24 protein-coding genes are annotated in these 24,432 nt (G+C 59.0%); 6 read left to right on the forward strand and 18 right to left on the reverse strand.

The annotated features are described in order from the left end of the window. Nucleotide 1: 1 nt before the first annotated feature. On the forward strand, nucleotides 2–739 hold the full coding sequence (locus QP981_RS03790; protein WP_042389272.1) for a YaaA family protein: 738 nt from the start codon (nucleotides 2–4) through the stop codon (nucleotides 737–739). Here the strand turns inward: QP981_RS03790 and QP981_RS03795 are convergent. The 7 genes from QP981_RS03795 to mqo all read right to left on the reverse strand — a co-directional run bounded on the left by QP981_RS03795 (nucleotide 736) and on the right by mqo (nucleotide 7,614). Next, nucleotides 736–1,017 (reverse strand): hypothetical protein, encoded by a 282-nt coding sequence (locus tag QP981_RS03795; RefSeq protein WP_239271971.1) that lies wholly within the window; start codon nucleotides 1,015–1,017, stop codon nucleotides 736–738. The genes QP981_RS03790 and QP981_RS03795 overlap by 4 nt on opposite strands. Further along, nucleotides 1,010–2,101 (reverse strand): uroporphyrinogen-III C-methyltransferase, encoded by a 1,092-nt coding sequence (gene cobA / locus QP981_RS03800; RefSeq protein WP_070602448.1) that lies wholly within the window; start codon nucleotides 2,099–2,101, stop codon nucleotides 1,010–1,012. Before cobA ends, QP981_RS03795 begins: the two co-directional genes overlap by 8 nt. Before the next feature lie 10 nt (nucleotides 2,102–2,111). Beyond that, complete coding sequence (locus QP981_RS03805) at nucleotides 2,112–3,488, reverse strand: cobyrinic acid a,c-diamide synthase CobB (RefSeq protein ID WP_088611512.1); 1,377 nt, start codon at nucleotides 3,486–3,488, stop codon at nucleotides 2,112–2,114. Further along, on the reverse strand, nucleotides 3,482–4,102 hold the full coding sequence (gene cobO / locus QP981_RS03810) for a cob(I)yrinic acid a,c-diamide adenosyltransferase (RefSeq protein WP_042389270.1): 621 nt from the start codon (nucleotides 4,100–4,102) through the stop codon (nucleotides 3,482–3,484). The genes QP981_RS03805 and cobO overlap by 7 nt, the downstream gene beginning before the upstream one ends. Then, the gene (locus tag QP981_RS03815; RefSeq protein WP_240593329.1) at nucleotides 4,083–4,760 is read right to left on the reverse strand and encodes a vWA domain-containing protein; all 678 of its coding nucleotides are present in this window, start codon (nucleotides 4,758–4,760) and stop codon (nucleotides 4,083–4,085) included. Before QP981_RS03815 ends, cobO begins: the two co-directional genes overlap by 20 nt. A 106-nt stretch (nucleotides 4,761–4,866) precedes the next feature. Continuing rightward, entirely contained in the window at nucleotides 4,867–6,024 is a 1,158-nt protein-coding gene (locus QP981_RS03820; protein WP_284857454.1) for a magnesium chelatase ATPase subunit I, read from the reverse strand. 93 nt (nucleotides 6,025–6,117) lie between these two features. Continuing rightward, a complete protein-coding gene (gene mqo / locus QP981_RS03825; RefSeq protein WP_049170803.1) occupies nucleotides 6,118–7,614 on the reverse strand; it encodes a malate dehydrogenase (quinone) in 1,497 nt (498 codons plus the stop codon). A 163-nt stretch (nucleotides 7,615–7,777) separates the two neighbouring features. Here mqo and QP981_RS03830 point away from each other — a divergent pair, with 163 nt between their 5' ends. Beyond that, entirely contained in the window at nucleotides 7,778–8,818 is a 1,041-nt protein-coding gene (locus QP981_RS03830; protein WP_069358761.1) for an alpha/beta hydrolase, read from the forward strand. Nucleotides 8,819–8,885: 67 nt separating this feature from the next. After that, nucleotides 8,886–10,325 carry a mycothione reductase gene (mtr, locus tag QP981_RS03835; RefSeq protein ID WP_284857455.1) on the forward strand — a complete coding sequence of 480 codons (1,440 nt, stop codon included), beginning with the start codon at nucleotides 8,886–8,888 and terminating at the stop codon, nucleotides 10,323–10,325. Here the strand turns inward: mtr and QP981_RS03840 are convergent. The 4 genes from QP981_RS03840 to QP981_RS03855 form a co-directional block, all read right to left on the reverse strand. After that, on the reverse strand, nucleotides 10,322–11,785 hold the full coding sequence (locus QP981_RS03840; protein WP_284857456.1) for a cobyric acid synthase: 1,464 nt from the start codon (nucleotides 11,783–11,785) through the stop codon (nucleotides 10,322–10,324). The two genes, mtr and QP981_RS03840, sit on opposite strands and share 4 nt — an antisense overlap. Before the next feature lie 3 nt (nucleotides 11,786–11,788). After that, nucleotides 11,789–12,700: a type I methionyl aminopeptidase gene (gene map / locus QP981_RS03845; RefSeq protein WP_070595122.1), complete on the reverse strand. Its 912-nt coding sequence runs from the start codon at nucleotides 12,698–12,700 to the stop codon at nucleotides 11,789–11,791. Nucleotides 12,701–12,768: 68 nt separating this feature from the next. Beyond that, nucleotides 12,769–14,616 (reverse strand): penicillin-binding transpeptidase domain-containing protein, encoded by a 1,848-nt coding sequence (locus QP981_RS03850; RefSeq protein ID WP_187405339.1) that lies wholly within the window; start codon nucleotides 14,614–14,616, stop codon nucleotides 12,769–12,771. Between the two features lie 59 nt (nucleotides 14,617–14,675). Further along, complete coding sequence (locus QP981_RS03855; RefSeq protein WP_070546673.1) at nucleotides 14,676–15,908, reverse strand: M50 family metallopeptidase; 1,233 nt, start codon at nucleotides 15,906–15,908, stop codon at nucleotides 14,676–14,678. A gap of 215 nt (nucleotides 15,909–16,123) precedes the next feature. Here QP981_RS03855 and QP981_RS03860 point away from each other — a divergent pair, with 215 nt between their 5' ends. Beyond that, nucleotides 16,124–16,525, forward strand: coding sequence for a DUF2631 domain-containing protein (locus tag QP981_RS03860; protein ID WP_016422566.1), 402 nt, complete (start codon nucleotides 16,124–16,126; stop codon nucleotides 16,523–16,525). A 117-nt stretch (nucleotides 16,526–16,642) separates the two neighbouring features. Here the strand turns inward: QP981_RS03860 and rlmN are convergent, their stop codons facing one another. Continuing rightward, nucleotides 16,643–17,740, reverse strand: coding sequence for a dual-specificity RNA methyltransferase RlmN (gene rlmN / locus QP981_RS03865; protein ID WP_049189669.1), 1,098 nt, complete (start codon nucleotides 17,738–17,740; stop codon nucleotides 16,643–16,645). Between the two features lie 117 nt (nucleotides 17,741–17,857). On the opposite strand from rlmN, the gene QP981_RS03870 reads away from it, so the two are divergent. Further along, nucleotides 17,858–18,286, forward strand: a complete 429-nt coding sequence (locus QP981_RS03870; protein ID WP_284857457.1) for a LapA family protein — start codon at nucleotides 17,858–17,860, stop codon at nucleotides 18,284–18,286. A gap of 21 nt (nucleotides 18,287–18,307) precedes the next feature. Here the strand turns inward: QP981_RS03870 and QP981_RS03875 are convergent, their stop codons facing one another. From QP981_RS03875 to rpsB, 5 genes are all read right to left on the reverse strand, one after another. Continuing rightward, nucleotides 18,308–19,213, reverse strand: coding sequence for a phosphatidate cytidylyltransferase (locus QP981_RS03875; RefSeq protein ID WP_049170784.1), 906 nt, complete (start codon nucleotides 19,211–19,213; stop codon nucleotides 18,308–18,310). 39 nt (nucleotides 19,214–19,252) lie between these two features. Further along, nucleotides 19,253–19,810 carry a ribosome recycling factor gene (gene frr / locus QP981_RS03880; protein ID WP_038628675.1) on the reverse strand — a complete coding sequence of 186 codons (558 nt, stop codon included), beginning with the start codon at nucleotides 19,808–19,810 and terminating at the stop codon, nucleotides 19,253–19,255. Between the two features lie 83 nt (nucleotides 19,811–19,893). Beyond that, nucleotides 19,894–20,619, reverse strand: a complete 726-nt coding sequence (gene pyrH, locus QP981_RS03885; RefSeq protein WP_005509726.1) for a UMP kinase — start codon at nucleotides 20,617–20,619, stop codon at nucleotides 19,894–19,896. A gap of 181 nt (nucleotides 20,620–20,800) precedes the next feature. Continuing rightward, nucleotides 20,801–21,628, reverse strand: a complete 828-nt coding sequence (gene tsf / locus QP981_RS03890) for a translation elongation factor Ts (RefSeq protein ID WP_049170780.1) — start codon at nucleotides 21,626–21,628, stop codon at nucleotides 20,801–20,803. Between the two features lie 55 nt (nucleotides 21,629–21,683). Continuing rightward, a complete protein-coding gene (gene rpsB, locus QP981_RS03895; protein WP_040360682.1) occupies nucleotides 21,684–22,505 on the reverse strand; it encodes a 30S ribosomal protein S2 in 822 nt (273 codons plus the stop codon). 378 nt (nucleotides 22,506–22,883) lie between these two features. Here rpsB and QP981_RS03900 point away from each other — a divergent pair, with 378 nt between their 5' ends. Further along, nucleotides 22,884–23,405, forward strand: a complete 522-nt coding sequence (locus QP981_RS03900) for a murein hydrolase activator EnvC family protein (protein WP_070603824.1) — start codon at nucleotides 22,884–22,886, stop codon at nucleotides 23,403–23,405. A gap of 14 nt (nucleotides 23,406–23,419) precedes the next feature. Here QP981_RS03900 and QP981_RS03905 read toward each other — a convergent pair whose 3' ends face one another. Continuing rightward, nucleotides 23,420–24,274 (reverse strand): tyrosine recombinase XerC, encoded by an 855-nt coding sequence (locus tag QP981_RS03905; RefSeq protein ID WP_070644063.1) that lies wholly within the window; start codon nucleotides 24,272–24,274, stop codon nucleotides 23,420–23,422. Nucleotides 24,275–24,432 lie beyond the last annotated feature (158 nt).

Below are 24,432 nucleotides of genomic sequence, written 5' to 3' on the forward strand. Positions count from 1 at the left end.
CATGCTCGTAGTCCTACCCCCATCTGAAACCAAAGCCACTGGTGGCAGCCATCCCGCAGTAGACTTTTCCTCGCTGAGCTTCGGCTCCCTCAACCCCATCCGCGAGCGCATTGCAGCCGATCTCGTGGCGCTAAGTGCGAACAGGGAAGCCGCGATGGAAACACTGAAGCTGGGGCCACGGCTTGCTGACGAAGTCACAGCTAATGCCGCGCTCCTAGAGTCGCCGACTATGCCGGCTCTCGAGCGTTATACCGGGGTGCTCTACGACGCACTCTCCCCCAGCGATTTGCCGGAAACCGGCCGTGCTCGACTCGCCATCGGGTCAGCGCTCTTCGGTGTCATTGGCGGGGACGACCTCATCCCCCACTACCGTCTCTCTGGTACGGTCAAGCTCCCCTTCGCGGATCAGCCTGCCGACGCGGCTCCCACAATGAAGCGCCGTTGGGGCACCGCCATCACCGAGGCTCTCAATGATGTCGACTTCCTCATCGACCTTCGTTCCGGCACCTACGCCAATTTGGGCAAAGTCAAGAGCGCGACAACGATGACCGTGCTCACCGCCGAGGGCAAAATCGTCAGCCACTTCAACAAGCACTACAAGGGCCTATTTGCCCGCGCCATCGCCCTTTCCGACACGACACCGACCTCCCCCACAGAGGCCGTCGACATCGCACGCGCCGCAGGATACGACGTCTCGCTTGACGACGACACCCTCATCTTCCGCGTCCCGGAAAACTAAATGTCGTCGTTGTAGCGCTTTCGGCCTGCCACAATGGCGGCGATCAGAGCGATAACAGCGATGAAAATGCTGTCGTATCGCGATCCTTCTCCGCCGAGGAGAAGGAGGCGGAAGATGATCATGGCTCCGAGGTAGAAGACCAGGAAGGTCGCAGCACCCATCCAGATGGCGCTACGCAGCTGATCGTCGGCAAGCAGTCGGGTAACAAGCCCTGCCTTTTGCTGCTCTGGCTCTGGTTTCTTCGACTTGTTGTTGCTCGACTTGTTGTTCTTACTCATCGCCCTCATCCAGACCGGCGACTTCACCGATGACGATAACGGCGGGCGGCTTGATTGCCTCTTCGACCATTTTCTCGCCAAGCTCGCCGAGTGTGCAGCGTAGCGACCTCTGATTCGGCAACGTGCCGTCCTGGATGACCGCAGCCGGAGTCTTCGGGCTGCGGCCGGCCTTCATCAGAGCCTCGGCAATCTTCGGCCCGTTCTTAACTCCCATAATGATGGCAATAGTGCCGTGCATCCGGCCCAGCGCATCCCAATTGACCAGCGATTTCCTGTGCCCCGGTGGGACGTGACCGGACACAACAGTGAATTCGTGGTTGACGCCACGCATTGTTACTGGAATACCAATCGTCCCTGGTACCGCCAGTGCCGAGGTGATACCCGGCACAACTCGAACCGGTACCCCTGCCTGCTGCAGCTCCTGAAGCTCTTCAAAACCGCGGCCGAAGATGTACGGATCGCCACCCTTGAGCCGGACCACAAAGTAGCCCTCGCGGGCACGATGAACTAGCAGTTCATTGATGCGCTCCTGAGCCATGGCGCGGCCGTAAGGAAGCTTGCCGGCATCAATAATCTCGACATCCGGCTCCAAGTCACCGAGCAGCGACAGTGGACCGAGGTGGTCTGCAACGACAACGTCGGCAAGCCGGAGCAAGCGACGCCCCTCAACGGTAATCAGACCGGGGTCGCCCGGGCCACCACCCACAAGCGCGACCTGACCAGCGAGGTCCCCAGCGCGCGACGCGCGACGGCCGGTCAGCGCCACAGGAGTAAGCGGGCTGGAAGCCCCGGTTTCATCGTCGACGAGAATACCTCGGCGGTGTCCCTCTAGAGTCACCTCACGCAACAACGCCTCGTCACAGCAGACCATGAGAGCCTTGCCCCAGCTCATCGCCTCGGTAAAACCGGTGCGGGTCAAAGTAATACGGCCGTCTGCAGCCCAGGCCTCAATCGCAGTTGTTACTTCCCCACCTTCACACACAGTGACATCAGCGCCAGAGTCCAACAGCCGAGGAATCACGCGCTCTGCAGCCGTGGAACCGCCAATCACCAACACACCGTAGTCTTTGAGAAGCAAACTCATAGCTAGCACTTTACCCGGCGCACGAAGCGACAAAGCGACTGACGTTCCCCGGCGCACCCGCCGGATGAACATGCAGGTAACCGGCATGAATCCGCCCAGACTCGGAAACAAAGCCGTCGCGAACTGTTTCGCCTTGATATCCACGCCAACCCCAGGCTGGTTGCCACCCGGCCGCAGCAGCGACACTTGCGGTGTCATCGGTGAGGGCTGTCTTGTGGAACTCGTGACCGCGCACGCGCGTTCCTACCGGGCACAGCGCAGAATCAGTCAGCGCCACAGCCTCCCGGTACCCCAGCTTCAACCGTGCCATGTGCGCTCGCCCCGGGATGATGCCACACATACGGCGCCCACCGAGATCTTCAAGCAGCCAGAGCAGCCCCGCGCATTCGCCGTGAATCAGCGCACCATCATCGGCAGCCTGACGTAGATCGCGGCGAATGTCATCACGAATAGATAGCGCGTCGGCATGCTCTTCCGGGAATCCACCGGGCACGATGTAGCCTTCGGCTTCCGGCAGTTCGTCAACCAATGGGTCGAAATCCACGACCTCGGCTCCAGCGGCCTGCAATAGCTCACGGTGCTCTGCATAGGTAAACGAGAACGCAGGACCCGCCGCGACCGCCACGCGCACGCGGCGATTAAGAGCCAGCGGTGCAACGAACTGTGCAGGGTCCCATGGTTCGGCTGGATAGGGCTGCCGGGCAAGCTGGATAATCCGGTCGATGTCGATGTAGGTCTCCACCAAGTTGGCCATCGATTCAATGACCGCTTCTAGCTGCTCACCCTGCTCGACCGCAGTGACCAGCCCCAAATGCCTGCTGGGCACCTCAATATCAGTCACTCGCGGAATAGCACCGAGCACCTCGACCCCCATGGCCTCCACAGAACGGGTAATGATGTCCGCATGCCGCGGGCTGCCCACCTGATTAATAATCACGCCACTGACTCGGACGTCAGTGCGAAGCGTGGAGAAACCGTGGACAACAGCCGCCGCCGACTGCGACATATGCCGGGCATCAATCACCAACACCACCGGAAGGCCCAACAGTGAGGCAATCTCAGCCGTCGAGCCCTCCACCGATAGCGGGTCGTCACCAATGCGGCCGTCGAAAAGCCCCATAACCCCTTCGACCACCGCAATATCGCTGTCGGCAGCTCCATGCGCGTAGAGCGGCCCAATCATCTCAGTCGCGCACATAAAGGAATCCAGATTGCGGCCGGGACGACCAGCGGCTACCCCGTGATAGCCAGGATCAATATAGTCGGGTCCGACTTTGAAAGGTGCCACCGCGTGACGGCGCGACAGTGCACGCATCAGGCCCGTGGAGATTGTCGTCTTTCCCGTGCCTGATGCTGTCGCCGCGATGACAATTCCAGGCGCTACCACTCGATGCCCTTTTGTCCCTTACGTCCGACATCCATCGGGTGCTTAATCTTGGTCATCTCCGTCACCAGATCCGCGACCTCCACGAGCTTCGGATCCGCATCGCGGCCAGTCATCACCACATGCTGGCGGCCGGGACGGTTCCTCAATGTCTCCACCACATCGTCGACATCAATCCAACCCCACTTGATTGGGTAGGTGAACTCGTCGAGCACGTAGAAGTCGTGCACCTCATTTTCCAGGCGGCGTTTAATCTCCTGCCATCCCTCGGCAGCAGCTGCCGCATGGTCCTCCTCAGTGCCCTGCTTACGCGACCAAGACCAGCCTTCTCCCATCTTGTGCCATTCGACCGGGCCGCCTTCCCCCGTGTCGTCGTGAAGCTCGCCCAATCGGCGCATGACAGCTTCCTCGCCAACCTTCCACTTTGCCGACTTCACAAACTGGAAGACACCGATATTCATCCCCTGATTCCACGCGCGCATCGCCATACCGAATGCCGCGGTGGACTTGCCCTTACCTGGGCCCGTATGCACCGCAGTAATCGGAATCATGCGACGCTGCCTGGTGGTCAGTCCATCGTTGGGAATTGATTTGGGGTCAAGCTTTCCTTGTGCCATGGTCTCGATGATAGGCATGGACCACGCCCGCCACGGCTTCGGCATTGAGTTCGGAGAGATTTATGCAGGTCGCACCCAATTCCACGCTGAGTTCCTGTGCCAGCCCCAGCCGCACGCGAGAGCGCTCACAGTCGATGACCACCGTCGCCGCCAACGCTTGACGACGGATCTTTGCGGCCACAGCCCTCGCCTGCTGCAGGCCATTTTTACCCGTTGCTCGGCCGTCGGAGAGCAACACCATGATTGCGCGCCGTGTGGGCTCCCTATGGGCTTCCCGAACTACCACTTCGTGTGCCTTCAGCAATCCTTCGGCCAATGGAGTTCGGCCACCAGTGCGGGCATCTGCGAGGCGACGTACTGCGGTGTCGATAGACTTCGTCGGCGGTAAAACTAATTCGGCGTTATTTCCGCGGAAAGTAATGACAGCGACTTTATCGCGGCTTTGGTAGGCATCACGCAGCAGCGATGTGACCGCGCCGGTGACGGCTGCCAGACGGTCGCGTGCTGCCATGGAACCCGAGGTGTCCACGACAAAGACGACCAGATTGGACTCAGTTCCCTGTCGAATAGCGCCGTGAACGTCCTCCGGTTCCAGAGGGATCATGGAGCCGCCCATCCGGGCACCACGATTGGCTGCGGCCAGCACTGTCGCCGGCACGTGGAGACCATGGCCTCCCCGCTCGGCACCAATGGTGCTGCCCCGCGGGCCGATGGCCTTGGAACGCCGACCGGAATCCCCTTGGCCGACACCGTCAACGCTGATTTTACGAACGGCGAAAGGGGGCGCCTTCAGCGGCGCGACCTCCCTTCGATCCCGCGGAATTCGACTGTTGTGGCTCCTGTGGTTCGGAGTTGGAGTCGAACTGGGAGGGCTTCTCAGGTTTGACTTCGGGCTGGTCTGAGGTCTCCGAATCCGACTCTGGCTGATCCTGGTCATCTCGGAACTGCTCCTCTGCATCCTGCAGAGCATCGTCGAGCTGTTCCTGGTCCAGTCCTGGTTCATCAAAGGGGTCACGGCGACGACGGTGCGGCAGTGCCATTTCCGCAGCTATCTTAATGTCTTCCGCAGTGATCTCAATTGGATTGCCGCGTGCCGGCTGCGCCGACTCGTCCCCGGCTACTCGCCAGGCAGCGTGAGCGCGGGCGGTACGTGCAATGACGATGTCGGCACGCATCCCGTCCACATCAAAAGCAGCGCACACTGTGGCAATTTGACCAAGAATGTTGGGGGTCAATTCGACGTCGTCAAGCAGTGCGCGTGCGCGATCGATGCGGGCGTGCAGTGCCTCGTCGTCGGCGGCGAACCGCGTGACAAAGCTCTCCGGGTCGGTGTCGAAGTCGAGGCGGCGAGCGACGATTTCCGCGCGGACAGCCGGATCCTTGGAAGCGGTGACGTCGATGGCGAGACCAAAGCGGTCGAGAAGCTGGGGACGCAATTCGCCCTCTTCCGGGTTCATCGTGCCGACCAACACGAACCTGGAGGTTGCAAAGTGCGAGATGCCATCGCGTTCAACAACCACGCGACCGGTGGCTGCGGCATCGAGAACGGAGTCAACCAGATGATCCGGCAACAGGTTAATCTCGTCGACATAGAGAATGCCACCGTCAGCCGCGCTGAGTAGTCCCGGATTGAACTGTGCGTGTCCGGTAGTCAGGACGGTCTCCACATCGATGGAGCCTACGACTCGATCTTCCGTCGCGCCGAGGGGTAGGTTTACCAACGATCCGCTGAGAAATGGTGCCAACGCGCGGACAGTAGTGGTCTTGGCCGTGCCCTTCTCACCGCGGATGACCACGCCACCAATCTCCGGGGATAGGGCGGTCAGAATCAACGCAAGCTGTAGTCGCTGCTGCCCGACAATCGCAGTAAAAGGAAAAGTGGGCTCTGTTTGTGCAGTGGTCGCTGGCGTGATTTTTTCCATAAACACAGTTCTACCCCACTGCGAACGGATGGCTCACAGCGGGGTAGAACAATGTTGGCTTAATTGAACTCTTTGAAGCTCTTCAGCGAGTTACTAGCGCTCCAGCTTCAGGGTCTTCTGGGAAGCCTCCCAGACCTCCTTGAACAGAGCCGGGTCATCAGCCAGGTGCGTACCGTAGGACGGGACGAGCTCCTTCAGCTTCGGAGCCCACTTGCCCATGTGACGGCCGAAGCAGCGCTCAATCAGGCTAATCATCACAGCCGGAGCGATGGAAGCGCCCGGGGATGCACCCATCAGGCCGGCAATGGTGCCGTCCCACGAGTTGATGACCGCGGTACCGAACTCGAGGGTACCGAAGACCGGAGCCTTCATCGGCTTAATGACCTGGACGCGCTGACCAGCGACGATCAGCTCCCAGTCCTCTGGGCGAGCGTTCGGGACGTACTCACGCAGGGACTCAATACGTGCGTCGAAGTCCTTCAGAACCTCAGTAATCAGGTACTTGGTCAGCCCCATCTCCTGGACACCAACACCCATCATGGACGGCAGGTTGGCCGGACGCAGAGACTTAATCAGGTCCAGGTTGTTACCGTTCTTGAGGAACTTCATGTTCCAACCGGCGTACGGGCCAAAGAGCAGGCCGCGCTTGCCGTCGATAACACGGGTGTCCAGGTGCGGAACGGACATCGGCGGCGTGCCGACGGAAGCCTTACCGTAGACCTTGGCGTCATGCTTAGCAATGACTTCCTCGTTGGTGCAGCGCAGCCACTGGCCGGAGACCGGGAAGCCACCGAAACCGCGAATCTCGTTAATACGAGCCTTCTGCAGCAGCGGCAGTGCGTCACCGCCGGCACCGACGAATACGAAGTTGGCAACCAGGGTGCGAACGTCCTTGGTGTGCAGGTTCTTCACGGTGACGATCCACTTGGAACCGTCGCGCTTCAGACCGGTGACCTCGTGTCCGTAGCGAATCTCAGTACCCATATCGGACAGTGCGGCCAGGTACTGCTTGGTCAGTGCACCGAAGTTAACGTCCGTACCATTCGGGTTACGAATAGCGGAGACCGGCTTGGAGAAGTCACGGCCCTCGGACATCAGCGGAAGGTACTCAGCAAAACGGTCCGGATCTTCAATGAGCTCCTGACCGTGGAACAGCGGCTCCTTCTCAAGTGCCTCGTAGCGACGACGCATGAACGCCATCTGCTCCGGCCCCTGAGCGAAGGTGGTGTGATCAACTGGGTTGATGAATTCCTTCGGGTCAGTCAGGGTGCCGTTTTCAATCAGCGAGGTCCACAGCTGGCGGGAAACCTGGAACTGCTCATTAATGAGCTTAGCCTTGGTGACATCGACCTTGCCGTTCTTCTCCGGCGTGTAGTTCAGCTCGCACAGAGCAGAGTGGCCGGTACCAGCGTTGTTCCACGGGGAGGAAGACTCCTTGGCGGGCTGATCGAGACGCTCGAACAGAACCTGTGACCAGGATGGCTCGAGCTCCTTGAGCAGCACACCCAGCGTCGCACTCATTACACCTGCACCGATGAGGACGACGTCTACCTCGTCGCCACTGGAAGCAGGAAGCTTGTTATCAGCCATTTTGCTGTCAACATCCTTACTAACTTGATTAGTGATTCAAACTAGCGCTCGCTCACATGCGCGCACACAACTAAAGACGCAAAAGAGAGCTACCGTCTCAGTCCATAATCTATTGTGGCACACATTCCCACTACCCCCGGTAATCGGCGCTAGGCTTGACCCTGTGACTACCGATATTCCCGATTTCGTTACCCCCACCTTTAACCCCGATAACCTAGGCGAAGACTACAGCCAACATGTCATCGAACTCGGCCAGGATCCCGACGGTGAGGGATCCGTACACGCGGTATTGGTCCGCTACTGCCCCGACTCGTCGGCAAGCGACTTCCAAACGCGTCCGGCGGTTCTATGGATTCACGGGATGTCGGACTATTTCTTCCAGAAGCACGTGGCGGAGCGGTACCACGCCGAAGGCTACGCCTTTTACGCTATTGACCTGCGTAAGTGCGGGCGCGCGCACCAACCTGGGCAGACTTGGCATGGCTGCAGCGATCTGACGAATTACTTCGAGGATCTCAACAGGGCACTCGCGGTGTTAGACCACGCTGGTCATACAACTGTCACTGTTAATGCGCACTCCACTGGTGGTCTCATTGCCGTGCTCTGGCTCGATTGGTTACGAAGCACAGGCGGCCATTGCCCGCAAGCACCCAATATTTCCGTCACGGCTGCCGTCTTGAACTCACCGTGGCTGACTCTGCACGTTTCCCGGGCAAAGGCTCCCGTGTACTCGCTGGTGACTCGTGTTATGTCGCGGATTCGCCCCAACAGTCTTATTCCAGTGCAGTCTGCGGGCGGCTATGGAAAATCCATTAGCGCCGACCACCAGGGGCGTTGGGAGTACAACCGCACTTTCAAGCCGCTGGCTGGCCATGACAAGAACTGGCGTTGGCTCAATGCCATCATCGTCGGCCAGCAACGTGTCAGCCGCGGTATTGACACCGGCGTGCCGACGCTCGTCCTCCACTCGGACAACTACCTTCTCGGCTCCGACTACACCCCGGAGCTCAGCCGCGTTGACTCTGTCCTCAACACTGAGCAAATTGCCGATGCCACTGCCCACTTGGGACCGCAGGCTCGCAACGTCGCGATTCCGGGTGCTCTCCATGACGTCTACCTTTCCGCACCCGAAGCACTTGACCGCGCTTTTAATGAGACCTTTCAGTTCCTTGCCACAGTCAATCCAGGAGACAGCTCAAAATAGGAGCACAGAATAGGAACTCGGAATAAATCAGCATTCAGTACGGTTGAACCAAACTAGTTTGACCAGAATGCTAGGAGTGCTTGTGACCACTGAGAATTCGCCTGAGACTACCCCACGCCACTACGACGTCATCATTATCGGAACCGGGTCCGGCAATTCCATTCCAGCCCCGGCCTACGACAATGTCCGTATCGCTCTGGTGGAGGAAGGACGTTTCGGGGGTACTTGCCTCAACGTTGGGTGTATTCCCACCAAGATGTTCGTTCTGGCCGCTGATGCCGCCCGCAACATCCGCGAGGCCAGCCGCCTGGGCGTGCACGGCACCTTCGATTCCGTTGATCTCAAGCAAATCCAGGATCGCGTTTTTGCCCAGCGCGTAGACAAGATTGCCGACGGCGGCGAGGCATACCGCCGCGGGGACGAGACTCCCAATATCGATGTCTACGACCGCCACGCAACGTTCGTCGGCCGCCGCACTATTCGCACTGGCATCGGCGAGGAAACCGTCGACATCACAGCCGACAACATCATCATCGCTGCAGGCTCCCGCCCTCACGTTCCGGGCCTCATCGCAAACTCCGGGGTGGATTACTACACCAACGAGAACATCATGCGCGTCGACAAGCTCCCGCGCGAAATGATCGTCGTCGGCGGCGGCTACATCGCTAGCGAGTTCGCGCACGTCTTCGCCTCCTTCGGTACGAAGGTACACATGTTGGTGCGCTCCGATGTCATGCTGCGTGGCTCAGACGCCGCTATCTCCGAGCGCTTCCACGAGGTTGCCTCCCGCGACATTGACATCCGTATGAACACCTCCATCACTGAGCTCTCCCAGGAGGGCGAGATCGTCACGGCCACGCTTGACGACGGCACGGAGATCGCAGCCGATGCCCTGCTCGTGGCAACCGGACGCATTCCCAACGGTGACCGTATGGACCTTGCCGCCGGTGGTGTGGAGATGCACGACGATGGTCGCATCAAGGTTGACCAGTACGGCCGCACCTCTGCCGAAGGTGTGTGGGCGCTGGGCGATGTCTCTAGCCCGTACCAGCTGAAGCATATTGCCAACCATGAGGCCAAGGTTGTCTTCCACAACGTGCTGAACCCGTCCGACCTGCGCGAATTTGACCACCGCTACATTCCGTCGGCAGTCTTCTCACATCCGCAGATAGGTCAGGTCGGTATGACCGAGGACGAAGCTCGCGCCTGGGCTGCGGAAAATGGCACGGACATTACCGTGAAGGTACAGAACTACGGCGATGTCGCCTACGGCTGGGCGCTGGAGGATCGCGACGGCTTTGCCAAGTTGATTGCGGACCGCGCCACCGGCCGCCTGCTGGGTGCGCACTTCATCGGCGAGCAGGCTGCCACTCTAGTGCAGCAGTGCATCCAGATGATGAGCTTCGAAATGGATGTGCGCGAAGTTGTCAAGGGCCAGCACTGGATCCACCCAGCACTGCCAGAGCTGATTGAAAACGCGATCCTAGGCCTGGAGTTCGATAACTAGCCCAGCTGTTCAATACCTGTGGCCTGGGCCAATGCGGGCCCAGCCAGGTACTCCTCGACTGCATCGGCCAACAGGTCGACCTGCCGCAGCCGTTCTCCGGCAAACGAAGTATTAGAGCTGACCTCAAAGCCGTCCCGACCGACGGCAACTGCAACTTCCATCAGCAACTCACGGCGCGCCTGATCATTTTCCAGGTAGCCGTGGCGGTGCGTGCCCATCACCATGCCACGCCGCGCCCCTTCTTCAGGCTCAGTGATAAAAGGCGCCTCGCTGCTTCGCACAACCTGTCCATTGTGGACTTCGTAAGAGCCATCCAGGTGGCTCACCAGCGTCTTCGTCCCCGCGAATTCAATGTCGGTATCGAACACGCCAAGCCCGTTCACTGTCCCGGCTACCGACTCCACCGAGTCAGTGATGGTGGTGCAGAGCATTTGGAACCCACCGCAGATGCCAATCAGCGGCAGCCCTCGGGCGGCTCGGTTCTCCAGTACGTCGTCAAGCCCACGCTCGCGCAACCACTTGAGATCGGCGACCGTCGACTTCGTCCCGGGCAACACGACCAGGTCGGCGCGAGCAACGACCGACGGATCGACCGTCCACTGCACGTGTACCCCTGGTTCACAGGCAAGCGCTTCGATATCGGTGGCGTTGGACACGCGCGGCAAGCGAATGGCGGCCACGGACAACGTTTCCGTACCCAGCGGTGCGTTCGCCGGCCCTACCGACGCACCAGCGACTGTGCCGAGCGAATCCTCCGCATCGATCCACAGCCCCGGAATAAAAGACACTACGCCGAGTACGGGCACGCCGGTGTGCTCGCGCACCACGTCCAATCCCGGTGTCAACAGCGAAACATCGCCCCGGAACTTGTTGACGATAAAACCGGTAATCCGCGCGCGGTCTTCGGGGCTCAAAATTGCATGCGTGCCGACGAAATGTGCAAGCACCCCACCGCGGTCAATGTCACCGGCGACCACAACCGGCAGATCAGCGAGCTCTGCCAACCCCATGTTGGCGATGTCTGACTCTCGCAGATTGACCTCGGCAGGACTGCCAGCGCCTTCGCACAAGACGACATCGAACTGCCCCCGCAGCTCTTCCAATGTCTCCGCGACTACCCCGCGCAACGCTTTTCGACGCGACCGGTACGTCAGAGCGCTCACATGCCCATCGGCTTTGCCCTTCACCACCACCTGACTAGTGTGGTCCGAGCCCGGTTTGAGAAGCACCGGGTTAAAGGAGACATCCGGCTCCAGCCCACAGGCGAGCGCCTGCAGAGCCTGCGCGCGCCCAATCTCGCCGCCGTCGAGCGTGACAGCGCAATTGTTGGACATGTTCTGTGCTTTGAAGGGTGCGACCTTCACGCCGCGGCGCGCGAGCAGCCGACACATGCCGGCGACCAGAACCGACTTACCGGCATCTGAGGTGCAGCCGGCAATCAGAGCTGCAGGGGCCTGCACGGGTTAGGCCTCGGGCTTCCAACCAGTTTGGAACTGGCCTGGAACGTTCTGCTCATCCGGCAGGGTGAGGATTTCATAGCCGTCGGAGGTCACCAACACTGTGTGCTCGAACTGGGCGGTGAACTTGAAGTCATCATTCTGCACAGTCCAGCCATTATCCCAGATGTGGTACGGCAGTTCACCGAGATTAATCATCGGCTCAACAGTCAAGGTCATGCCCGGCTCGAAAATAGTGTCCTGGCTCGGCTCATCGTAGTGCAGGACAATCAAACCATTGTGGAACGTGGTACCGACACCGTGACCGGTGAAGTCCCGAACGGTGTTGTATCCAAAACGCTTAGCGTAAGACTCGATTACGCGGCCGATGACATTAATCTCGCGCCCCGGCTTGATGACCTTAATGCCGCGCATGGTGGCGTTGTAAGTGCGCTCCACTAGCTGGAGGTGCTCCTCCGAGACATTGCCCGCGAGGAAAGTCGCGTTGGTGTCACCGTGGACGCCGTTCTTGTATCCGGTGACATCGACATTGACGATATCGCCGTCTTCAATAACCTGAGTATCCGGAATACCGTGGCAGACAATCTCATTAAGAGACACACAGCACGACTTCTCAAAACCGCGGTACCCCAGCGTGGACGGGTAGGTGTCGTGATCCAACAGGTACTCGTGCACCACCCGGTCAATCTCATCCGTGGTCACGCCCGGAGCTACGGCCTTGCCGGCCTCCACCAACGCGTTGGCAGCAATGCGAGAGACCTCTCGCATATTTTCAATATCTTCCGGAGTCTGTACCAGCGGCTCGCCGACGCCTTCCTGAACCTCGTCCTTCCAGGCGTACTCCGGCCGTTCAATATGTGCCGGAACAGTGCGAATTGGCGTGGACTTTTGCTGAGTAAGTGGAGAACGCTGAGTCATGGAACATACTCTACCCCTACCCCCGGATTAGCCTTTCGGCCTGTGCCGGTTTCGAAGCCAGAAATGCTCTAGCCCTCGTCTCCTGAACCTTCATCCATATTGGCGAAGAAGGCATCGGTAATCGCCACGGCATGCTCCGAACCACCACCGCCGACGATGAGCGTGGCAAAGGCCAAATCATCGCGGTAGCCAGTAAACCAAGCATGCGAGCCGCCTGCGTACTCGGCCTCACCGGTCTTTGCGTAGACTTCACCTCGACCAGCAATGGCCGAACCAGTACCGGAGGTCACCACAGCCCGCATGAGTGAGCGAACCTCGTTCAAAACCTCAGGTGGAAGCGGTTTCGATGTCTGGGACTGCCACGTTCCCGCGCTCGGCACGAGTGACGGCGTCGGAGTGCGCCCGGCCGCCACCGTCGCGGAAACCAGCGCCATGCCAAACGGGCTGGCCAAGTCATTGCCCTGTCCATAGCCCGCATCGATACGCTCGACTTCATCACTACCGTCAGACACGCTGCCGGTAATAGTGTCGAGGCCCGCGATGTGATAGTTGATTCCGATGCCGAAGTTCTTGGACTCCTCCTTGAACTGCCCTGGTTCCAACTTGTGGGAGATGTTGCCGAACGTGGTGTTGCAAGACCGCGCGAAGGCATCGCTCAGCGAGGTATCCCCGACACCACTTCCGTTGTAGTTGGTGACAATTCGCGGCCCGATTTCCATCGAACCTGGGCACGGCACAGTCGATCCCGCATTTAGCCCCTCGTGCTGCACACCTGCAGCGGCAGTGACAATCTTGTACGTCGATCCCGGCGGGAACTGTCCCATCAGCGCAAGGTCGCCGTCCTTGTCTGCTTCCGCCGTCTGGGCTACCGCCAGAATCTTGCCCGTAGACGGCTGCACAGCCACCAGCATTGCCTTCGCATCTTGCCGCGTATCGACTGCCTTCTGCGCTGCGTCCTGCACCTTTTTACTAATCGATGCCTGCACCGCCGGGGCTACATCCGGAGACACCTCATAGAGCGTGCCGACGACTGCTCCGCCCTCGTTGGCCGCCACGATATTCCAGCCATCGGCACCGTGATCACCAGTGTCCACTAGCCTTTCCACGCGGCTCATCAAATCTGGAGCAAACCCCGGGTCGGGTCGCACCATCGCTGCTTCATCGTTAACAGAAATTCCGTCAATGTCCGCGAGCTCATCCTTGACTCGCTGCGGCGTGGATGCCGGCAGCACAATCAGTGAAAAGTTACCCTTCCCACCAGCTGCCTGCTCCCCTATAGCGCGCGCGTCAAGCTTCGGACCATCTTCCGGCATTTCATTATTGATGACCGTCGCCGCCCGGTTAATCGACGACTGCACATTCTCCGCCCCATCACGATTGAGAATTACCCGGTGCACAGTCCCCGGCTCAAGCAAGGCCGCACCGTCCGAACCAACCACAGACGGACGTGGAGCTGCGATAGTGCGCAATTCTGGGTGCTGATTACGCCCCAGCTGTGGATGCAGGGATGCTGGCGACCAGCGCAACGCCCAATCCCGTTGCCCAGCCTCAGTCTTGGTCAGCGTGAAAGTGGTGTCATACCCCCAGCGTCGCTGATGCGGCAGCTGCCAATTCATGGTGACTTCGGCCGAGGACTGATTCGAGCTGGTATCGATACCCTCGATTTCATAGTCAAGCCCCTCCGGCTGAAGGCCGTCGGTGGCCGCATTCAGATCCCCCTCAGCGGAATCCGGATGATCGGTCAGCGCCGCCGCCTTAGCGACATCCCCTCCCGCCAGCGCCCCAAGGAATTCCTCAAGCACCTCGCGCCCGGTGTCAGGCCGCGGCGTACACGCGGCGGATGACAACACCAGACCCGTGATTGCCACAGCCGAGATACTGCGAAGCAGGGGCTTGCGGCGCGAAGTTTGTTCCATGTGGGCTGACGTTAGCACCGCTTTGCTTTACGACGACGCTGGCGCGCCGCAACCTGCTATCAGCGGTTCAGCACAATTGGATTGACCACGTCAGCAGCCATAACCAGAACGCCGAAGACCAGCAAAACTGCGGTAAAGGCCATAGTAATTGGCATGAGTTTGGTGTAATCGGCAGGCCCAAGCGCAGGCTTACCGAACGCCTTGCGAATCAGGTCGCGGATGCGCTCATAAATAACAACGGCGATGTGGCCACCGTCGAGTGGCGGCAACGGCACGAGGTTGAACACGGCCAGGAAATAATTGAGGTTAGCCAGCAACAGAAAGAATGAAGGCCACTGGTTCATCTCCACCAATTCACCACCGGCACGCGACGCGCCGACGACACTCATTGGGCTGGCCGGGTCACGCTGAGCACCAAAGATAGAGGCGACCACGCCGGGAACCTTCTCCGGAATGGAGAGCAGCCCGTTCCAAACCGCCCCGAAAAGGCTGCCTGTGAAGCTGGCCGCACCACCGATGGCAGTCACTGCGTTGTACTCGTGGAGGATGGTCTCTGGGCGCTGGAAGGCGATACCAATTGCTGGCTGGTCGATGTCCTGCCCGTCGTTAGTCTTGCGCTTGACGACTTCCGGGGTGACCGTGACCGTCTGGGTGCTGCCATTGCGGTCGATGGTCATTTTGATGTCGCCACCTGCAGAGCTACCGATGAGAGACACAGCCTCGGGGTAGGACGTGATCTTGGTGCCATTGATCTTCTCAATCACATCTCCGGCACGTAGCCCTGCGCGCTCTGCAGGACCGGAACCAGTGCAGGGCTCCAGCGTACCGTCGGCACGCTGTGCCGGCGAGACGCACTGCACCGCCTGAATGCGTGGCGCCATTTCCTTACCCATGTTGGGCAAACCCCACGTCACGGCAATGAAGTAAAGAATGATGAATCCAACGATGAGGTTCATTGCCACCCCACCGAGCATCACGATAATGCGCTGCCACCACGGCTTCTTGTACATGGCGTAGGGTTCTTCGGCAGGAGCGATGGGATCCATTGCCGTCATGCCTGCGATGTCGCAGAATCCGCCAAAGGGAATTGCCTTTACTCCATACTCGGTGTCATGCCCACCTGCCGCAGCGTGATGCCGCTTGAAGGAAAACAGCGTTGGGCCGAAGCCAATGAAGTATCGACGCACTCGCATTCCACACAGGCGAGCTGCGGTGAGATGGCCCCATTCGTGAAGGGCGATTGTCACCGCGATGCCGATTGCGAAGAGTAAAACTCCAAGAAGAAATGTCACGAGTGCTCACCCTACCCCCACTTTGGGCAAACGAGCACACCGGCGAACAGTTTCCGGCCGGGCTAAGTCCCAATTTCAGCAAGTTCTAAGGTATCCTTACACCCGATACTCAAGATTGTCTGAAAATGCGCTCAGTCGCTTTCAGCAAAACCGCAGATAGACTGAAGTGCATATAGAGTGCAATTCGCCGAAAGTGTTAACAGGAGGACTTTCAAGTGAGCAACCACGAGCCAAAGGAAGAAATTTACCGCGGCGTCAGCACCCTCGACGAGCCGTCGGCGAAGTGGGGCTGGCACGGCATTAGCAAGAGCGCTATGCAGAAGGCCGGCTGGATTTCCGTAATCTTCCTGCTGGGCATGACCATTGGTAACCACAAGGGCAACGTCGAGAACTGGTGGCTGGTCGTCATCGCCGCCCTGATTGCTATTGGCCTGCTGTTGCAGTTGTTCGCCCCGCAGGGTTCTCAGGTTCGCACCGTTACCGGTCACAACAAGCCGGAAGGCCACATTGAGCCGGAGTGGGCACGCGACCAGGTAAACGGCACTGGCGTCTACGCTAACCTGACCGACTCTCAGCTGCGCTCCTGGAACCGCCTGCCGGAAGGCCAGAACCAATAGAGTTAGCCACTTTTGCAGAAAGTCTGGCCTAACAGCTCTATAGCAACAGCTCTATAGCGCTACAGCGCACAAAAAGATCCGCACCGAATTCGGTGCGGATTTTTTGCTATTTGTCGGCTAAACCTCTTCGGCCGCCAGCTGACCACACGCTGCCGCAATCTCGTTGCCACGGGTATCGCGGACCGTGCACGGTACCCCCTGCGCCTGTACGCGGCGGACGAACTCCTCCTGCTGCTTCTTTGGAGAGGCATCCCACTTCGAACCCGGAGTTGGGTTGAGCGGAATGAGGTTGACGTGGACACGTGAGCCCAGAGCATTATGGAGCTTCTTACCCAACAGGTCTGCACGCCAATCCTGGTCGTTAATATCGCGAATCAAAGCGTACTCAATAGATACGCGACGGCCTGTCTTGTCTGCGTAGTAGCGAGCTGCATCAAGTACCTCGGCCACTGTAAAGCGATTGTTGATCGGTACCAGCTCGTCGCGAAGCTCGTCATCTGGAGTGTGCAGAGACACCGCGAGGGTTACTGACAGGTCCTCGTCGGCAAGCCGTCGGATGTTCGGCGCGAAACCGACCGTAGAGACGGTGACATTGCGCATCGAGATGCCGAATCCCTCCGGCGACGGCCGCGTGATGCGATGGACGGCGGCGAGAACGCGATTGTAGTTCGCGAGCGGCTCACCCATGCCCATGAATACGATGTTGGTCAGACGACCGCCCTCAGCTGCCATCGTAGCAGCGGCCTCACGAACCTGGTCGACAATCTCCGCGGTAGAGAGATTACGCTGCAGACCGCCTTGACCCGTCGCACAGAATGGGCATGCCATACCGCAGCCCGCCTGCGAGGAAATACAGAGGGTCGCACGCCCCGGGTACTTCATCAGCACGGATTCCAGCAGCGTACCGTCACCTGCACGCCACAGAGTCTTACGCGTTTCGCCGTCGTCACAGGTGATGTGCCGCACGGGGGTCAACAGAGGTGGGAAGAGACTGTCTTTGACCTTTTGACGGTCTGCTTCCGGCAGATCAGTCATCGTCATAGGGTCAGCCTCAAGCCGACCGTAATAGTGCCGGGCAATCTGATCGGCGCGGAAGGCCGGCAGGCCCAGTTCCTTGACCGCAGCCTTCCGTTCCTCAACATCGAGGTCCGCAAAATGGGTCGCGGGCATGCCGCGACGTGGAGCTTTAAGAACGATTGGAAGTGAAGATGCCATGATGGCACCCATTTTCGCATGTAATGACGGTTTTGGCCTAATGAGCGACTAGGCAGCCGCAACTAAGTGGACCTTTACAAGTGGTACATACCTGCCAAAACGTGTTGAATGATAGGTATGACTAACGCTAATCAGCCGAATAACGACAGTCCGCTTTTCGACGATACTCCGTCGTACTCTCCAAATGATTCCGTGGTTCCTGCACCAGAGCAGGACAACCTTCCAGAGCCAGTCGTTGACGCGCCCGCAGAGAAGGACTCCACACCGGAGCCAGCGCCCGCTCCTGGCCGGCGCAAGGTGAAAAAGACTACCGCGGGCTCGATGTGGGTTGGCCTGGTCATCAGTGCAGTTTTGCTGATCGTATTGCTTGTATTCATTCTGCAGAATCAGCAGGAGACCACACTAAACCTGTTCGGCTGGGCCTGGAACTTCCCGGTCGGTGTCGGAATGCTGTTCGCTGCTATCCTCGGCGCCCTCATCACTGCGCTAATCGGTGGCTGGCGAATGTTTGATCTGCGCCGCCAGATTCGTAAGGGCGACAACTAAAGCCCGACTGAACCAGCCAAATTAAACCAGGCTGAAAAGCTGCAATATCAGCCACGTCATCGCGGCTGATGGCAGCATGCCATCCAGGCGGTCCATCAGACCGCCGTGGCCCGGCAATATCGAGGACATATCCTTAATCCCCAGATCGCGTTTGAACTGGGACTCCATCAGGTCACCAAGCGTGGCGGAGATAACCAAGGCAATGCCCAGCACGATGCCCTGCCACCACGGCGCGTGCAACATAAAGATTGCACAGAGCGCTCCAGTAATAGTGGCGAGTACGAGAGAGCCGCCGAACCCTTCCCAGGATTTTTTAGGGCTTACCTTCGGAGCCATCGGATGCTTTCCGAACATGACACCGGCGGCATAGCCTCCGACGTCATTGGAAATCACCCCGATCATGAAGGTCACAATGACCAGACGGGGATCGACTTCCCAGGGATTGTCCATGTGCACCAGCTGCACAGCTAGCGCCGCAAAGAACGGAATCCACATCACCACGAAAACTCCGACTGCGACATCCCGCAGCCAGTTCCGTGGTGCTTCAGCCATCCCGTGCAAAAACAGACGGGTGACTAGTAAAAGCATCAGGGTAACAGTCAGGCCCATGACCAGACCGTCAATCCCCCAGTAGGCGGACAGCCACACCATCAGCTGTCCGCCGAAAATCAGAACCGGGCGAGGGACCTGCCAATCGGACTCGCGGAGCCGCTCGCAGACCTCCCAGGTTGCAAGGCCAACCGCCGCGGCGACCAGAACGGTCCAGGCGAGCGCCCCCAGCAGCAAGCCGATGATGACGACTGCACCAAGTGCTACGCCCACCGTAATTGCAACCGGCAGGTTCCGACCTGCCGAGTTACGCGGCTTAATAAGCCGTAGCTCGTCTAGAACACGTTCCTTATTGGACGCTGGCTTCGACGTTGGCATTGGCGCCTCAAATCCCCTCTCCCGGTTGAATATGAAGGCCTAAACCTCCATCAGTTCCGCTTCCTTGCGCTCAACCAAGGAGTCCACCTGCTCGACGTAGTTCTTGGTGACCTGGTCCAGCTCCTTTTCGCCTGCCTGCACCTCGTCCTCGCCAGCGTCGCCGTCCTTCTGAATCTTCTTCAGAGTTTCCATGCCCTTACGACGGACATTGCGAATCGCAATCTTGGCGTCTTCACCCTTCGAACGTGCGACCTTGACCATCTCACGACGGCGCTCCTCGGTCAGCTGCGGGATAGTTACGCGCAGAACCTGGCCGTCATTAGTCGGGTTCACGCCCAGGTCGGAGTTGCGAATCGCGTTTTCGATGTCGCCCATAACGCTCAGCTCATACGGCTTAATTAGCAGCATGCGCGGCTCCGGAACCGAAATGGTAGCCATCTGGGTAATCGGAGTCGGAACACCGTAGTACTCCGCAATAACGCCATTGAACATCGCCGGGTTCGCACGACCAGTGCGAATGTGCGTCAGCTCCTCGCGGCAGTGCTCTACGGAGCTACCGTACTTTTCTTCACAGTCAAGCAGGACTTCATCAATCATTGTGTTTTTAACCTCGGGTTTCTACTCGGGTTCTAGATAGTTCTAGAGCGCTCTGTGGAAAGAACGTATTACGAACAAATTTATCAGCTGTGGACGAGAGTACCGATTTGCTCACCGGCTACCGCGCGCGCAATGTTTCCGTCGGTAAGCAGATTAAACACGAGAATCGGCATGTTGTTGTCCATGCACAGGGAGAAGGCGGTGGCATCAGCAACGCGCAGGTCCCGTTCCAGAACCTCACGGTGGGTGATGTCATCGAACAGCTCTGCGTCCGGCACCTCACGTGGGTCGGCCGAGTAGACACCGTCAACGGCCTTGGCCATCAGCAGCACCTCGCAGCCGATCTCCAGGGCGCGCTGGGCGGCAGTGGTGTCGGTGGAGAAGTACGGCATACCCATACCTGCACCGAAGATGACCACGCGGCCCTTCTCCAGGTGGCGCTTAGCACGCAGCGGCAGGTACGGCTCTGAGACCTGTGCCATGTTGATAGCAGTCTGCACACGGCAGTCCACGCCCTCCTGCTCGAGGAAGTCCTGCAGAGCCAGGCAGTTCATAACCGTGCCCAGCATGCCCATGTAGTCAGAGCGTGCGCGGTCCATGCCGCGCTGCTGAAGCTGTGCGCCACGGAAGAAGTTACCGCCGCCGATGACGACACAGACCTCGACGCCCTTTCGGGAAACTTCCGCAATCTGTCGGGCAACGTTTTGCACCACGTCCGGGTCAACGCCAACCTTGCCGCCACCGAACATCTCACCACCGAGCTTGAGCATCACACGCTTGAAGCCATTGCGCTCGACAGATTCTGCCATGACCATGCACCTTTCTCACACCGTTTAAAAAGTCGCAGACGAGTCTACCCGGTCACGACAGCAAGGCACACTTGACGCTCCGCATTATCGGCTACAGGACAGCAAAATGCCCCGCCCGGGTTCCCGAGCGGGGCATTTAAACTAGCTCACAGCTAGAGGCTTATGCACAAATTACAGCGAATTAGTGCTGGCCAACCTCGAAGCGAACGAAACCGGTCAGGGTAACGCCAGCCTCTTCCATGAGCTGCTTAACGGTCTTCTTGCTGTCGGCGACAGACGGCTGCTCCAGCAGAACAACGTCCTTGTAGAAGCCGTTCAGACGACCCTCGACGATCTTCGCGATAGCCTGCTCCGGCTTGCCCTCTTCGCGGGTGATCTTCTCGTAGACAGCGCGCTCTGCCTCGACGCGGTCGGCCGGGACATCCTCGCGGGACAGGTACTGAGCCTTCAGAGCGGCAACCTGCATAGCTGCTGCGTGAGCAGTCTCTGCAGCACCCTCGCCCTCACCGGTGTAAGCAACCAGAACACCGACAGCTGCCGGCAGGTCTGCTGCACGGCGGTGCAGGTAGACAGCGATGTTGTCGCCCTCGAGAGTAGCGGCGCGACGCAGCTCCAGCTTCTCACCGATCTTTGCGGAGAGCTCCTGGGTAGCGTCAGCTGCGGTCTGACCGTCGAGGTCAGCTGCTGCGAGCTCTTCCGGGGAGTTTGCCTTGACTGCTGCGGCAGCGTCGGCGACCTTGTTGGCGAAGTCGATGAACTCCTGGTTCTTGGCAACGAAGTCGGTCTCGGAGTTGACCTCGACCATGGTGTTACCAGAAACAGCGATCAGGCCCTCGGCGGCGGTGCGCTCTGCACGCTTGCCGACGTCCTTTGCGCCCTTAATACGCAGGATCTCGACAGCCTTGTCGAAATCTCCGTCGGTCTCGACGAGTGCGTCCTTACAAGCCTTCATGCCGGAGCCGGTCAGCTCACGGAGCTTCTTGACGTCAGCAGCAGTGAAATTCGCCATGCTGGGCGTTCCTCCTTGTGGTGGTTAGAACTTGTGGTGGTTAGAAAGTTCAGCTTTACTCAGCGGATGCCGTCTCAGTTGCAGTGGAGCCCTCGGCGTCCATCTCTGCAGCCTGGTCGGTGTTCTCAGCGGCGGACTCGATCGGAGCGTCGCCTGCTGCCTCGCGAGCAGCGTTGGCCTCGCGCTCAGCGCGAGCCTTGCGGCCCTCTTCAACAGCGGTGGAGATGATGCGGGTCAGCACGGAAGCAGCGCGGATTGCGTCGTCGTTGCCCGGGATCGGGAAGTCAACGTCATCCGGGTCGCAGTTGGTGTCCAGGATGGCAACAACCGGAATGCCCAGCTTCTTAGCCTCGGCGACAGCGATGTGCTCCTTGTTGGTGTCAACAATCCACAGTGCGGACGGAACCTTGGACATGTCGCGAATGCCGCCCAGGGTGCGCTCCAGCTTGGTGCGCTCACGGGTCAGCATCAGGATTTCCTTCTTGCCGCGACCCTCGTAGCCGTTCTCAGCAGCGTCCATTGCCTGAAGCTCCTTCAGGCGAGCCAGGCGCTTGGAAACGGTGGCGAAGTTGGTCAGCATACCGCCGAGCCAGCGGTGGTTGACGTATGGCATGTCAACGCGCTCTGCCTCGTTCTGAACGGCTTCCTGAGCCTGCTTCTTGGTACCGACGAACAGGATGTTGCCACCGTGAGCGACAGTCTCCTTGACGAACTCGAAAGCCTCGTCGATGTAGGTCAGGGTCTGCTGCAGGTCGATGATGTAGATGCCATTGCGCTCGGTGAAGATGAAACGCTTCATCTTCGGGTTCCAACGACGGGTCTGGTGACCGAAGTGGACACCTGCATCGAGCAGTTCTCGCATGGATACAACAGCCATGTCATATTCAGGGAAGATCCTCACGTCCAGCCTGACTAGGGCTGCGGCTGCTTCCCTTCCTTTCTTATCCGATATAGGTGGTTACAGTTCACGCACAGGCTTTCCCTGTGCCCTAGCGCTCCCCCGCTGCCTCACACCCGACAGATATTCTTGCCGAGCACCCGTGAACCAGCCGGAATGGGTCGCGCGCGTAGTCTTTGTGCTAATGACCGCCCGATTAAGGCAGACACCGCGAGCGTCATCTTATCTGATACATCGCGCAGGTCGCAATATCTGACACGCCCTGCTATCCACAGGACAAAAAGTCATCCACAGCTAGAACCGTTTGCAATGCACTGCCGCTTGTCGACGAGTGCAGCGTCCGCCACACTATCGCGTATGACGACCAAGCAGAGTTTCAGGCGCTCGCTAATGCGCACATTAGCGCTATTCGTGCTCGCTGTCGCGCTAACAACACCCCCAAGCCCACCTGCAGCTACCGGCGAGCCAATATCCGCCATTGCGCATACCTTCCCTGTGCACGGCAAAATACTACGCGACTACGCCCCACCGGAAAAACGCTGGCAGCCTGGACATCGCGGAGTAGACCTGAACGCCTCCCCGGGCCAGCCAATCCGCGCCTCAGCTCCCGGTGTGGTGCATTTCGCCGGTTCGATCGCCGGAATGACTTCCGTGTCAATCATGCACGCCGATGGCATCCGCACAACCTATCAGCCCATAGATACCGCGTTAGAAAAGGGAGACCACGTGGCCGCTGGCCAGGTGATTGGTCATCTTGTGGTCAACGCCAAACATCCCGAACCGGGCCTGCATTGGGGCGCACTGCGCGGCAAAGACTATCTCAACCCACTGGATTTGATACAGCGGAGACCAATCGTGCTCAAGCCTGTACGCAATTAAACAACCCTGCGCAATTAAGCGCGCGGATGTGCCCGCTTATGTACTTCACGGAGACGATCCGCTGAGACGTGGGTATAAATCTGCGTGGTCGCCAGACTCGAATGACCGAGCATCTCCTGCACCACACGCAAGTCAGCGCCACCTTCCACCATGGCCGTGGCCGCAGAATGTCGGAGAGCATGCGGTGAAACATCAGCCCATTTATGAATAACTCGGCGCGCCTGACGAGGATTCAATCTACCTCCACGCACACCGAGAAAAAGCGCATGTTCGGCCTGTGCGGAAGCATGAAAGCTTCCACGCACCTGGAGCCAGCCTTTGAGTGCCGCCTCCGCTGGTGCACCGAAGGGCACGATGCGCTGCTTGTTCCCCTTACCCACTACCGAGATGATGTGGCGGGAAAAGTCCACATCAGAGACGTCGGCCTTGCACAGCTCTTCTACACGCATCCCGGTGGCATACAACAGTTCCACAATGGCCAAGTCGCGAGCCGCAACTGCGCTGTCCTCGGATGAGACTTTCTCGATTGCCTCCTCAACCCTCTCCGGCGAGAGCACTTCCGGAAGATGCTGATGTTTCTTCGGCGTTGACAGCCGCAGCGACGGATCAGCATCGAGAATTTGCCGAGCTACGAGCCAACTACAGAACTGGCGAATGGACGTCGTTAAGCGAGCCAGCGATGACCGCGCAGCACCCTCCGCATGCTTCGCGCCGAGGTGCGCACGGATGACAGGGGTGGAGAGTTCACTGATGTGGTCCAGGCCGGCGAGGAGGGGGATGAGATCGGCTCGATAGGCACGGACGGTTGCGCCAGAGAGCCTGCGGGAATAAGTCAGCTCATCGAGAAAATCCATGAGCACGGCCTCAATATTGGCGGATAACCTGAGAGCCAGCTCAGTCCTGTCGTCGTTATCGGTTGCGCGCTTCACGGTTCTGACCTTAGTAGATGCGGGTTAAGTAAAGAAAAGTGTGTCCGCATGCCACCATAACCCCAGACCACACACCACAAATCACCAAAGAATAGCTC

Source organism: Corynebacterium sp. MSK047, assembly GCF_030232285.1.
Taxonomy (GTDB): Bacteria; Actinomycetota; Actinomycetes; order Mycobacteriales; family Mycobacteriaceae; genus Corynebacterium; species Corynebacterium jeikeium_D.

Bases quoted from the DNA above. Each gene is read 5' to 3' on its own strand.
- QP981_RS03790 (WP_042389272.1), top strand. From the start codon at position 2: ATGCTCGTAGTCCTACCCCCATCTGAAACCAAAGCCACTGGTGGCAGC.
- QP981_RS03795 (WP_239271971.1), bottom strand. From the start codon at position 1,017: ATGAGTAAGAACAACAAGTCGAGCAACAACAAGTCGAAGAAACCAGAG.
- cobA (WP_070602448.1), bottom strand. From the start codon at position 2,101: ATGAGTTTGCTTCTCAAAGACTACGGTGTGTTGGTGATTGGCGGTTCC.
- cobO (WP_042389270.1), bottom strand. From the start codon at position 4,102: ATGGCACAAGGAAAGCTTGACCCCAAATCAATTCCCAACGATGGACTG.
- QP981_RS03820 (WP_284857454.1), bottom strand. From the start codon at position 6,024: ATGGAAAAAATCACGCCAGCGACCACTGCACAAACAGAGCCCACTTTT.
- mqo (WP_049170803.1), bottom strand. From the start codon at position 7,614: ATGGCTGATAACAAGCTTCCTGCTTCCAGTGGCGACGAGGTAGACGTC.
- mtr (WP_284857455.1), top strand. From the start codon at position 8,886: ATGCTAGGAGTGCTTGTGACCACTGAGAATTCGCCTGAGACTACCCCA.
- map (WP_070595122.1), bottom strand. From the start codon at position 12,700: ATGACTCAGCGTTCTCCACTTACTCAGCAAAAGTCCACGCCAATTCGC.
- QP981_RS03850 (WP_187405339.1), bottom strand. From the start codon at position 14,616: ATGGAACAAACTTCGCGCCGCAAGCCCCTGCTTCGCAGTATCTCGGCT.
- rlmN (WP_049189669.1), bottom strand. From the start codon at position 17,740: ATGGCATCTTCACTTCCAATCGTTCTTAAAGCTCCACGTCGCGGCATG.
- QP981_RS03870 (WP_284857457.1), top strand. From the start codon at position 17,858: ATGACTAACGCTAATCAGCCGAATAACGACAGTCCGCTTTTCGACGAT.
- QP981_RS03875 (WP_049170784.1), bottom strand. From the start codon at position 19,213: ATGCCAACGTCGAAGCCAGCGTCCAATAAGGAACGTGTTCTAGACGAG.
- frr (WP_038628675.1), bottom strand. From the start codon at position 19,810: ATGATTGATGAAGTCCTGCTTGACTGTGAAGAAAAGTACGGTAGCTCC.
- pyrH (WP_005509726.1), bottom strand. From the start codon at position 20,619: ATGGCAGAATCTGTCGAGCGCAATGGCTTCAAGCGTGTGATGCTCAAG.
- tsf (WP_049170780.1), bottom strand. From the start codon at position 21,628: ATGGCGAATTTCACTGCTGCTGACGTCAAGAAGCTCCGTGAGCTGACC.
- rpsB (WP_040360682.1), bottom strand. From the start codon at position 22,505: ATGGCTGTTGTATCCATGCGAGAACTGCTCGATGCAGGTGTCCACTTC.
- QP981_RS03900 (WP_070603824.1), top strand. From the start codon at position 22,884: ATGACGACCAAGCAGAGTTTCAGGCGCTCGCTAATGCGCACATTAGCG.